The organism is Halobacillus alkaliphilus (genome assembly GCF_900113125.1).
GTDB lineage: Bacteria > Bacillota > Bacilli > Bacillales > Halobacillaceae > Halobacillus > Halobacillus alkaliphilus.
In genome coordinates this window covers 1-11,523 of sequence record NZ_FOOG01000069.1, presented here as the reverse complement: position 1 = coordinate 11,523, position 11,523 = coordinate 1, and the positions used below count along the sequence as shown (strand labels likewise).

At 43.4% G+C, this 11,523-nt stretch carries 11 protein-coding genes, 1 riboswitch and 1 other annotated feature; of the genes, 5 read left to right on the top strand and 6 right to left on the bottom strand.

Translation table 11 applies throughout. The features are described from left to right. The 4 genes from BMZ06_RS19725 to queC all read right to left on the bottom strand — a co-directional run. The coding region (locus tag BMZ06_RS19725; RefSeq protein ID WP_139205868.1) for a transposase at positions 1-222 on the bottom strand (222 nt) is incomplete at its 3' end. A 162-nt stretch (positions 223-384) separates the two neighbouring features. Beyond that, positions 385-1,113 (bottom strand): 7-carboxy-7-deazaguanine synthase QueE, encoded by a 729-nt coding sequence (gene queE, locus BMZ06_RS19720; RefSeq protein ID WP_089754852.1) that lies wholly within the window; start codon positions 1,111-1,113, stop codon positions 385-387. Next, the gene (queD, locus tag BMZ06_RS19715) at positions 1,106-1,573 is read right to left on the bottom strand and encodes a 6-carboxytetrahydropterin synthase QueD (RefSeq protein ID WP_089754850.1); all 468 of its coding nucleotides are present in this window, start codon (positions 1,571-1,573) and stop codon (positions 1,106-1,108) included. The genes queE and queD overlap by 8 nt, the downstream gene beginning before the upstream one ends. After that, positions 1,573-2,241, bottom strand: coding sequence for a 7-cyano-7-deazaguanine synthase QueC (gene queC, locus BMZ06_RS19710; protein ID WP_089754848.1), 669 nt, complete (start codon positions 2,239-2,241; stop codon positions 1,573-1,575). The genes queD and queC overlap by 1 nt, the downstream gene beginning before the upstream one ends. A gap of 84 nt (positions 2,242-2,325) precedes the next feature. Beyond that, positions 2,326-2,370: riboswitch (PreQ1 riboswitch) on the bottom strand. A gap of 272 nt (positions 2,371-2,642) precedes the next feature. Here queC and BMZ06_RS19705 point away from each other — a divergent pair. From BMZ06_RS19705 to BMZ06_RS19690, 4 genes are all read left to right on the top strand, one after another. Continuing rightward, a complete protein-coding gene (locus tag BMZ06_RS19705; RefSeq protein WP_089754846.1) occupies positions 2,643-4,274 on the top strand; it encodes an L-lactate permease in 1,632 nt (543 codons plus the stop codon). Positions 4,275-4,440: 166 nt separating this feature from the next. Next, positions 4,441-4,658, top strand: a binding site (T-box leader). Positions 4,659-4,725: 67 nt separating this feature from the next. Beyond that, positions 4,726-5,961 carry an argininosuccinate synthase gene (locus BMZ06_RS19700; protein WP_089754844.1) on the top strand — a complete coding sequence of 412 codons (1,236 nt, stop codon included), beginning with the start codon at positions 4,726-4,728 and terminating at the stop codon, positions 5,959-5,961. Then, positions 5,954-7,327 (top strand): argininosuccinate lyase, encoded by a 1,374-nt coding sequence (gene argH / locus BMZ06_RS19695; RefSeq protein ID WP_089754842.1) that lies wholly within the window; start codon positions 5,954-5,956, stop codon positions 7,325-7,327. Before BMZ06_RS19700 ends, argH begins: the two co-directional genes overlap by 8 nt. Before the next feature lie 797 nt (positions 7,328-8,124). Continuing rightward, entirely contained in the window at positions 8,125-8,460 is a 336-nt protein-coding gene (locus tag BMZ06_RS19690) for a hypothetical protein (protein WP_089754840.1), read from the top strand. 123 nt (positions 8,461-8,583) lie between these two features. Here BMZ06_RS19690 and BMZ06_RS19685 read toward each other — a convergent pair whose 3' ends face one another. Both BMZ06_RS19685 and BMZ06_RS19680 read right to left on the bottom strand, forming a co-directional pair. Continuing rightward, positions 8,584-9,027 (bottom strand): YueI family protein, encoded by a 444-nt coding sequence (locus BMZ06_RS19685; RefSeq protein WP_089754839.1) that lies wholly within the window; start codon positions 9,025-9,027, stop codon positions 8,584-8,586. 191 nt (positions 9,028-9,218) lie between these two features. Further along, a complete protein-coding gene (locus BMZ06_RS19680) occupies positions 9,219-10,406 on the bottom strand; it encodes a M14 family metallopeptidase (RefSeq protein ID WP_089754838.1) in 1,188 nt (395 codons plus the stop codon). Between the two features lie 212 nt (positions 10,407-10,618). Here BMZ06_RS19680 and BMZ06_RS19675 point away from each other — a divergent pair, with 212 nt between their 5' ends. After that, positions 10,619-11,275, top strand: coding sequence for a peroxiredoxin (locus BMZ06_RS19675; RefSeq protein ID WP_089754837.1), 657 nt, complete (start codon positions 10,619-10,621; stop codon positions 11,273-11,275). Positions 11,276-11,523 lie beyond the last annotated feature (248 nt).

Genomic DNA, 11,523 nt, shown 5'->3' with positions numbered 1-11,523 from the left:
ACGAACGCCATAGATATAACCAATGAACATCATTTTGAATAAAACAAGAGGATCCAAAGAGGGACGGCCATTGTCTTCTGAATAGTAAGGACGGACTTTTTCAGGAATGAAAGAAAAATCTATGCATTGGTCAATTTTACGGAGGAGATGATCTTCTGGGACAAGCTCTTCAATGGCAACCATTTCGAATTCATTTTGACGTTCAGTTTTGGATTGAAACATCAAATCACCTTTCATTGATAAGTTATAGCTATTATAACAAATTAACGCGGTGATCTATTAAAAAAGGAAAACAAATAAAAGCTGCCGAGACTTTCTCGACAGCCTGAGGTGTCCAAATTGGACACCTTTTTTTATAGACAGCTATATTGAGTAGAGGAAGAGTTAAACGCCTCGCTTGTTTCCCCAGACTAAAGCATGAACCTGCGGCAGTACGCGGACATGATTTAACTTTTCAGAAGCAACCACTTGATCAATTAACCATTCGTACTGATCTAAGAGGTGGCTTGCCAGAGCAGGAGGAGCATCTTCTTCTAAGTCATCATTTCCCACCTGAAGAAAAAAAGGTACATCTGGATAACGTTCATGGACACGTTCAGCGTAAGTTAGATCTTCATCATTGAAGACGACAACCTTCAAGCTGACGTTTGCCAGGCGCCCCCGTTCCAGCAGCCGCTCAATGATATCATCAAGAACTTGCCAGTTTGTGTTCATTTTCGAACTTGGAGGCTTTGGTGATATGGTTAAATCATCAATCTCAGGAAACCAGTCCTGCCAGCGGCTGCCCTGCGTTTCAAGAGCTACTTCAATGCCCCTGGCGTGAAGCGGCTCAATCAGTTCATCAAGTTTAGCTAACAGCGCCGGGTTGCCTCCGGAAATAGTTACGTGGTCAAAGTGGCGTCCGCCTGTTTCTAATAGGCGATTCACGATTTCATCCGCCGTCAGACGCTCGATCTCGTCTTTAGCACTGCCGTCCCAGGTAAAGGCAGAATCGCACCAGGCGCAGCTGTAATCACAGCCGGCCGTTCGAACGAACATCGTTTTACGTCCGACTACCATGCCTTCGCCCTGAATGGTAGGCCCGAATATTTCAAGTACAGGAAATTTACTCATCCGCCATCCACTCCCGTCTTGCTTCCGCAAAGCTGGTAGGTGTTTCATAAAGCTTGACGAACTCCATCCGGTGTCCCTCCGATCGCTCGATAAGAGCGGCTGCCATTTTTTCATAAATCCAGACGACCATATTTTCCGCCGTTGTATTCATGTGGGGCAGTGTATCATTTAAGTAACGGTGATCCAGGTGGATTTCGATTTGTTCTTTCCAAATATTTTTAATATCTCCAAAGTCGATTACGATGCCAATATCATCCACGTATCCGCTGATTCCAAACACCACCCGGTACGTGTGGCCGTGAAGATTCTTACATTTCCCTTCGTAACAGTGAAGGTGGTGGGCAGCATCAAATGTGAATTCCTTGCTGACCATCACGCGTTTTTTATGGTACTTCAATTCATGACGTTTAATATCCTGATCGATTTTCTGCAGGTTTTCAACAATGGTAAAACCGTACATTATCGATTCACCTCTGTTCCTTGTTCCAGATAGGCTTCGAGTCCTTTCTGGCGTAGTTCACAGGCCGGGCACTCTCCACATCCATCGCCGCGGACACCGTGATAGCAAGTTAAGGTTTTTTCACGCACATACTCGAAAGCATTGAGCTCATCAGCAAGTGCCCATGTTTGAGCTTTATCGAGCCACATAAGCGGTGTGTGGACGACAAATTCATCATCCATGGATAGATTGAGCGTGACATTCAAAGATTTAATAAATACGTCACGACAGTCTGGATAGCCGCTGAAGTCTGTTTCACAAACCCCGGTCACGACATGCTTCGCTCCAATCTGTTTAGCCAGAATCGAAGCAAAAGACAGGAACAATAGATTTCGACCTGGAACGAATGTAGAAGGAAGACCTCCGTCTTTTCCATCGGTTACCTCAATGTCATCACGCGTCAGCGCATTAGGAGCAAGCTGATTTAGCAGGGACATATCGAGCACATGATGCTTAACTTTAAGGTCCACGGCAATTTCTTTGGCTACCTCGATCTCTTCATTATGACGCTGATTATAATCAAACGTGACAACCTGCACTTCGTCATACTTTTTTAATGCCCAGAACAGGCATGTGGTACTATCCTGGCCGCCACTGAACACAACGATAGCTTTATTATTTTTTTCCATAAAAAAATTCCCCTTTCGCAAAGAAAAAGAGAATTCCACTCACCCAAAAACATAAAAAAACCATACCTAAGGCAAGGTATGATTCCATCCTTAGTTTTTTATAGAGGGTGTAGCTAGAACCTCTCCTGTTTAAAAACAGACTTTATTAAATTAACTTCGATTATTATAACATGACTGCACGACAAAATGGAATCATAGCTTTCCTAAAATAGGCTGTCTAAAAAGCTGTTGTGATAATTATAATAAGTTATTCCACAATCGGGAGTTTATTTGAAAAGTCAAGCCTATGATTTAACAATTCCTTATATTATAATATATATAGATTGTGAAATATTTCACAATAATGATACTGTATTCTATCCAATAGTTTAATATGATGAGAATATTGAAAGGATGGTTCCATGACTTACTTAGAGATTTTAACAGCTTTAATGCCTGTATTGGCCGTTTTTATTTTTCTTGTTATTTTTCGTCTGCCTGCTGTAACGGCGATGCCGATCAGCCTTGGAATTGTAGCCGTACTGGCTTTTATCGTATGGGAGGTTCCTGCGATTCGAATAGCAGCTGCTTCTATGGAAGGGGCTATGATTGCCGTTTCGATCATCTGGATTGTATTTGGGGCGATTTTACTGCTGAATACCTTACGTAACAGCGGTGCTATGGACTCGATTCGAAATGGTTTTTCTGGAATTACAGAGGACCGTCGAGTTCAAGTAATTATTATTGCCTGGTTGTTCGGGTCTTTCTTAGAAGGAGCAGCAGGATTTGGAACACCTGCGGCCATTGCAGCTCCGTTGCTTTTGACGCTTGGCTTTCCACCTTTAGCTGCTGTAGCCGTATCGCTGATTGCGGATAGCAGCGCAGTTTCTTTTGGGGCTGTAGGAACTCCGCTGATCGTTGGAGTTGATCAGGGACTGAAGCAAGGAGATGCTGTCGCCGAGCAGGTACAAGCTAGTCTTGGAAACCAGCCGCTTGAAGGGTTCATTCAGGAGGTGGCTCAGTCTGCAGTGATGATGGATCTGTTTATCGGGAGTTTCATTCCGCTGATTCTTGTTATTATTCTTACAAAATTATTCGGTGAAAATCGTTCTTTCCGCGAAGGACTTGCTATCTGGAAGTTTGCTATATTTGCAGGCTTAAGCTTTACAATCCCTGCATTCATGGTAGCTACTTTCCTTGGACCTGAATTTCCGTCCATTATTGGTGGTCTGGTTGGCCTGGCTATTGTGGTGCCAGCGGCTAAGAAAGGGTTTCTTCTTCCGAAAGAGCCGTGGACCTTCAAAGGGGAAAAAGCTCTTAGCGAGACAGCAGCTCGGACCATGCCACTTTACAAAGCTTGGCTTCCTTATGTGGCTGTAGCTGTCCTGCTTGTCCTGACTCGTGTCAATGTTCTTCCATTTAAAGCCTGGCTTACAGCTGTAGAAGTGAAATGGGAAAATATCCTGGGAACGAATTTATCCACTGCCTTCGAACCGCTGTATCTGCCGGGGACGATCTTTGTGATTGCTGTCCTGCTCACGATCTTTTACCACCGTATGTCTAAAGAGGCAGTTAAAAAAACCATTCAGGTATCTGCAAGCTCTATGGTTGGCACGATTATTGCCTTACTTACAGCTGTGCCGATGGTAAGAATTTTCATCAATTCTGGTGTCAATGAAGCTGGTCTCCTGAGCATGCCAATGGAGCTTGCTGCTCTTGTGGCCGAGGGAGTAGGAGGGGCTTGGCCGCTTGTTGCTCCTATTATAGGTGCGCTTGGTTCATTTATCTCAGGGAGTGCTACATTCAGTAATATGATGTTCTCTCTTTTCCAATTCAGTGTAGCAGATCAAATTGGAGCAAGTGGTCAGCAAGTTGTGGCTTTACAGGTCATCGGATCGAACGCAGGAAACATGATTTGTGTCGTTAACGTAGTAGCGGCAGCCTCCGTTGTCGGTTTGGTTGGAAAAGAAGGAGCGATTATTCGTATTACTCTTCTTCCTATGTTGTTCTATGTAGCGATGGCCGGAATTATCGGGTTTATTTTTATAAGTTAATATGCATAAAAAGTGACTGTGCCCATGCAGTCGCTTTTTTTACTGTCTAACAGGGTATGGAATGTATAGGCTATTTAACTAACTTTCTATAAATTTAAGTTTTTTGCCGTTTTCCTGTTGACTTCCTCACTCAATTTTGTATAATTATAAACATCAAATAATAAAAATACATTCGCAGACGAAGAGAGTATGTATAAACGGAAGCAGCAGCGAGCCGGGGTTGGTGAAAGCCCGGTGGTTCATTTATACAGAAACGCACTTCTGAGAAGACTGGTGAAAAAGTAGCCGGTTCCGGGAACACCCGTTATCAGTTTCGAGTTGGTCTATGATCATAGACAATGAGAGTGGCACCGCGGATGGTTAAAACCAGAATCCGTCTCTTACAAGTAATAAGAGGCGGATTTTTTTATGGAAATAGACATGTTCTACAATTTCTTAGGAGGTATTTATTATGGCGAAACCAAAAGTAGTATTAGCATATTCAGGTGGATTGGACACTTCAATTTCAGTAAAATGGATTCAGGAAAAATATGATTATGATGTGATTGCTGTTGGACTGGACGTTGGAGAAGGTAAAGATCTTGAGACCATCCGTCAGAAGGCACTTGACGTGGGAGCCATTAAAGCGGTCATGATTAACGCGAAAGAAATCCTGGCTGAAGAATATTTAATGCCTGCCCTAAAAGCGAATGCATTGTATGAAGGGAAATATCCTTTATCGTCCGCTCTGTCTCGTCCGTTAATTTCTAAGCTGCTCGTTGAAATCGCTGAACAGGAAGGCGCGGTTGCTGTAGCTCATGGATGTACTGGAAAAGGAAACGATCAGGTACGTTTCGAAGTTTCCATCCAGGCGCTGAATCCAGATCTTGAAGTAATTGCCCCTGTCCGTGAGTGGGGAATGACTCGTGACGAACAGATTAAATATGCTGAAGAAAAAGGAATTCCGGTGCCGGTTAATTTAGAAAATCCATTCTCAATTGATGCCAACATCTGGGGCCGTGCCTGTGAAGCAGGTGTTCTCGAGGATCCATGGGCTGAAGCTCCGGAAGCGGCTTATGCATGGACGAATCCATTGGAGGAAACACCGGACCAGGCGGAAACAATAGAGATTGATTTTGTTGAAGGAAAGCCTGTCGGACTGAACGGTAAACAGATGGATCTTGTTCCACTTATTGAATACTTGAATGAACTCGGCGGCAAGCATGGGATCGGCAGAATCGATCATACCGAGAATCGTCTCGTCGGCATTAAATCAAGAGAAGTGTATGAGAATCCTGGTGCAATGATCCTGATCAATGCGCATAAGGAGCTCGAGTTCCTAACGCTCACAAGAGAAGTTTCTCAATATAAAACAAGTGTAGATCAGCAACTGGCTAAGATTATCTATGATGGTCTATGGTATTCACCGCTTCAGCCTGCCCTGTCCGCTTTCGTGGACTCCACTCAGCAGGTGGTTACAGGTACGGTGAAAGTGAAACTATTCAAAGGACATCACAATGTAATCGGCAAGAAATCTCCCGTTAGTCTTTATAACGAAGAGCTTTCCACGTATTCTAAAAATGACGCTTTTGATCATAACGCTGCGGTTGGATTTATCAAACTATGGGGACTTCCGACCAAAGTACATGCGGATGTTCATAAAGGGAAGAAACTCCTTGATCAAGAACTGGTGACCGTCCATGAGTAAATTATGGGGCGGACGTTTTACCAAACCTACCAATAAGCTGGTGGAAGAGTATACCTCTTCCATCGGTTTTGATCAAAAACTGGCGCTGCAGGATATCCAGGGGAGCCTTGCTCATGTAGCCATGCTTGGAAAATGCGACATTATCACTCAGGAAGAAGTGGAAGAGATTCAAAGTGGTTTGAAGACTGTTGAAAAGAAAATTCAGGCTGGAGATGTCAATTATTCCGTAGCGGATGAAGATATTCATATGAATATCGAAAAAATGCTGATTGATGAAATCGGTCCGGTCGGCGGAAAACTTCACACCGGCAGAAGCCGTAATGATCAGGTTGCAACGGATATGCACCTCTATTTAAGAGAGAAAACTTATGTGTTGGTGGAACTCGTGGAATCGGTTCAGAAAGCGCTTGTTAATCAGGCAGAGTCTCACGTAGAAACGATTCTTCCAGGATACACTCATTTGCAGCGGGCGCAGCCAGTATCTTTCGGACACCATCTTCTCGCTTACTTCTGGATGTTTGAACGGGACAAAGAACGCCTTCAGGACAGTGTGAAACGTATCAATTGGTCACCGCTTGGTGCGGCAGCTCTGGCTGGAACCCCTTACCCAATTGACAGACAAATGACAGCCGATGCGCTCGGTTTTGATAAACCTTATCCGAACTCCCTGGATGCCGTCAGTGACCGTGATTTTATCTTAGAGTTTTTATCTATTTCTTCTATTATGATCACCCATATTTCCCGGTTATCCGAAGAGCTCATTTTATGGAGCAGCCAGGAGTTTGATTTCATTGAATTGGATGATGCCTTCTGCACAGGTTCAAGCATCATGCCGCAAAAGAAGAACCCTGATGTTCCTGAATTGCTGCGCGGTAAAACCGGACGGATTTACGGAAATCTGATGGGACTGCTTACGCTCTTGAAAGGGCTGCCGCTCGCTTATAACAAGGATATGCAGGAAGATAAAGAAGGTATGTTTGATACCGTGGATACCTTAGAAGGGGCCTTGTCCTTACTTGCTCCTATGCTTGATTCAATGGATGTAAAAGCTGACCATATGAAGCAGGCAGTTAAGGAAGATTATTCGAATGCGACGGATATCGCTGATTATCTGGCTGTTAAGGGACTTCCATTCCGTCAGGCTCATGAAGTGATTGGGAAAATTGTGTTGTATGCGATCGATCAAAACAAGTATCTGCTGGATCTTACGATGGACGAATACAAGCAATTTTCTGAGCTGTTTGAAGAAGATATCTACGACAAATTGGCTCCTGAACAAGTAGTGGCTGCGCGGGTCAGCGAAGGAGCTACCGGTTTTCAGCAAGTCTACAACCAAATTGATCTGGCAAAAGAGCACCTTTCTTAAAACAGAAGGCGCTCTTTTTGTCGTTTAATTGCTTACATAAAAGATATACTCACCAAGTATCATAAGCAGCTTATTAAACAATAGAGTCGGTTACTGAAAGACTCAGTTTCTAGATATTGGTTTGTAGTTAAGGTCCTGCGGTGGATGATTCGCTTTCCGCGGCCCTGCACGACGCAGGGTCGTTCGACGTTGCCACAGGACGTGGCGATCTTAGTCGAACATCCCTTGTGCTGAGCCTCCTCGGGCTTAACAGTCCTGCGGGATCTCACCGATCATGTTCATCCCGCAGGAATCTTCGCCGTTCCCTTCCGCCCCTTTGCGATCATGGAGAGCTCAAAATGTCTGCATAATCGCCTTCTATTGAGCAAGGATCACCTATAATCCACCCTAAGTTTTAAAGGTTATTTACATGTAGGAACCCTGTACTAGAAGCATTTGATGGAGATACACACTATTGCTCCTGTCTCCTGTAGTAAGGGTCCGTTCACTAGAGGTCGTTAGGGTGGCGGAGGAAACGACGAGACTCCCACGGGAGAAGGAGCTAGGCGAGACCCCACAAGGAGTGAAAACGACTGAGGAGGCTTGCCAGTTCCCCCGTAGGAAAGCGAGTTGTTTCCGTAGCCGCCCCTCCCCGTTTTTTGGCAACGGACCCGAGTTATCTCGAAACTGAGTATTACAGAAAAGGGAGCTTTACTGGAAGAGTAACGAGATTATTAAAGGGGCGGGAGGGTAAACGTTTTAAAAGTGACAAAAAGGATATTATACAAAGTAGAAACTTTTAAAAGGGGATGGAGACGATGGCTAAACATGTAGAAGCGTATTTTAGAACGGAAAACGATGCAGAAAGCGCAAAATCATCCTTGCAGAAGTATAATATCGAACAGGAAGCCGTGGAGCCTATCCCGGAAGAAGCGGATCTAACGCCAATCGTTCCTGCGAGCGGATCAGCCAATACCGGAGGAGGTACATTTGCTTTCACAGATCTACTCAGTACCAAAAAAGATGACGATGCGATGGCTGATAAGCGTCATCTTACTCATGTACTCAATTTCAAAATTCCTGAAGAAAATTATGACGAAGCACTGAAAGTAATCGTAGAGCATGACGGGCACATGGATCAGTCGAAGTTATAATAAAAAGATAACTGGATTAGACTCTCCCTTGCAGGAGGGTCTTTTTTATGTGAGTTGGTTTTCGTGAATCCATTGAGCAATCTTACCTGACAGCCTTGAATAGGATTTCTAAAATTACAAGGCTTATTTAGGAGTAAACCAGCTTTTAACCGTAGATAAAATACCGGATTTTTGAGATTTTTCTTCGGTCTTTTCTTCATGTTCAGGAACGAAAATATCTTCTATATCGACGGCATAATCGTAAGTTAATACAGCACCAAGATCTGAATGCGCATCCTTATTCATAACATTCGTGTAGGGGATGTTATACTTAGCTGCCAGTTTCTTTTCTTCCTTCATAAATTTCGGAGATACGTCACCATTTAGTAAAAGTTTTGTATCTGGATGCTGTTGCATGGCTTTCTCCAATTCCTTGAGGGAATTGTCCTGCATCAATTGACCTTTCGTGATCGCCAGGACTACGCGCTCTCTAATCGTACCTAAGAAACGCTTACGTTCGGAGGGTCTGATTTGTTTTTTACCATAGATGCCTTCTTGTAATTTATCTTCTATTTCTTTATTACTCATGCTGCCACCTTCTTTCCTTATCATTACTATGTCCATTTTAAAACAAACTTTTTCCTCACGCACCTGCGAAGTCCTTAAATAAAGAGAAGTGTTAGAAAAAGCCAAGGTTGTTTTATAAAAATGTTTAGAGCGTAAATTCGTTGGTCCCTAAGAATAACTAAAAAACGATGCCGCAACAGGCATCGTTTTTTTTACATATACATACTGGCAAGAAAAATACCGATCGTTTCCTGATAGATTTCATCGAACTGACTGAGAGGTAGGGGGTTAACACCCTCGCCCAGTTCCACAGTAAAGCCTGGCTGCCGGTACACTTTTATAAACCAGTCTTTGTATCCAGCATAACTGTCCACGTAACGGATGGGTTCATATCCACTGACACGGCCGAATTCATTCACGATCGTCATAGCTCTTGGCGGTTCAAGTCCCTCATAACCCCAGTAAATGACTTCGCCCTGAGTATGGAATGCTAACATTTTTTCGAATAATCGTTCTCCTGCAAGTTCAGCCATGGCGATTGCTTCAGGCTCTGTTAATGGCTGATAGCCAGGAAAATCCCTGAATGCTGGTTCTTTTGGTTTTCTCGCTGCTTCCACATCCCATTTAGCAGGATATTGGTTGTTTAAATCCACTCCACGTATGTTCGCTTTCCATCCAGAAAAATCCGTACTCCCCTGGTTGATTCTAAGTGCTTCCTGGCCAAATTCCCCTTCAGGTGGACCATTTAGGACCAGGTTAACTCCATCCGGATCCACCATCGGAACAATGGATAACGTGACTTGATCATAAAAAGGACTGACATCCAGACCGCGAATCGACTCTTTGTTAGTTAAAGATAACAAATAATCATTTAAAAACTGCATAATTACAGCGGTAGTAATCCATTCGTTGCCGTGAAAGGACCCGTTCCAGTGGACGATTTTCGATCCCCGTCCAATTTGAAGTTCGTCCAAATTCTTTCCCATTACGCTCTGGCCGATGGTTTCATTTCGAATGAAGGGATAAATTTCAAATAGTTCATTCAAGTGTCCGGTTAAAACCTGGTAGTCGTATGCCTGATTTCCATCCACTACCCGGTAGGTAACTTTTACAGGAATTCGTACAGATTGTCCGATTTGCAACTGTCTCGGATTAACAGTCGGATTCAGTAAAGCTAACGAGTCGACAGCTATACGTCTTTCGGTAGCGATTTTCCAAAAAGTATCGTTCGCTTGAATCTTATAAGAACTTACTTGGTAGCCTGGTATTTTAATGATCTGACCAATAGCTAAGGCGGAAGGGTTTACTTGGGGATTGGAATCTATAATCAGTTTTAATGGTACATTAAATAAATTAGAGTAATACCAGAGCGTATCCCCGCTTCTCACGTTTATATCCATGGTAGGACCTCCTAAGCATGGTAATCTTTTTACTACTATATGGGAAGGAAGGGAGGCGCATGAGGCTATTTAGAAATTAATTCTGTGAATTCGTGGCTTCCTGGGGTGTAATTAAGTCTTTTGCCCTTTTATTAAAATTCCATGATTAACCACCAGGGGTCTGGTGGTACATATACCCAAGAGGGTTTTTTAATTTAAAAGGAGGTAGAAAAATGGAACAAACAGAAACAAATCAACAAGTACAAATGCCGAGAATTGGAGATGACGCACCAACTTTTAATGCGGCAACCAGTCAAGGAAACATCTCATTAGAAGATTATAAAGGCAAGTGGCTTGTGCTATTTTCTCATCCATCAGATTTTACCCCGGTATGCACAACAGAGTTTGTGGGGCTTCAGGAAATCTACCCTGAATTAAAAGAAATGAACACAGAATTGCTTGGATTAAGCGTTGATAGTGTTCCATCCCATATTGCCTGGATTAGAAGTATCGAAGAAAACTTTAATACAAACATTGAATTTCCTGTTATTGCCGATCTTGATAAACAAGTGGCTATGAAATATGGCATGATAATGCCAGGAGAAAGCCAGGTAGAAACAAGCCGAGCTGTATTTGTCATTGATGATAAACAGAAGATCCGGTCTATCATCTATTATCCGCTGACGACCGGAAGAAACATGCAGGAAATCCTGCGTCTGGTGAAAGCTCTTCAGACAACGGATGAACATGGCGTAGCCACCCCTGCTAACTGGCAGGAAGGAGATAAGGCCGTTGTTTCACCTCCGAAGTCACAAGAAGAAGCAGCGAAACGTGCCGAGGAAGAAGGCATTGAATATATCGACTGGTATATTTCTAAAAAAGACGTATAATCGGGTAAGCAGGCTGTCCAAGCGGGCAGCCTGTTCTTTTTTATGGCTCTGCTTTAAAGCTATGGTTGATTTTTTTAAATACTTACTACACTATCGGGCCGGTTAATTGAAGACTCAGTTTCGAGATAAATTGGGTCCGTTACTCTATGTGGAAGAGGGCTGGTGGGGAAATAACTCGTCTTGTTCCATCACCCAGACACTCGAGCCATAAGCCGTTCATCAACGGATTGGAAAACCGCCATCCTTTT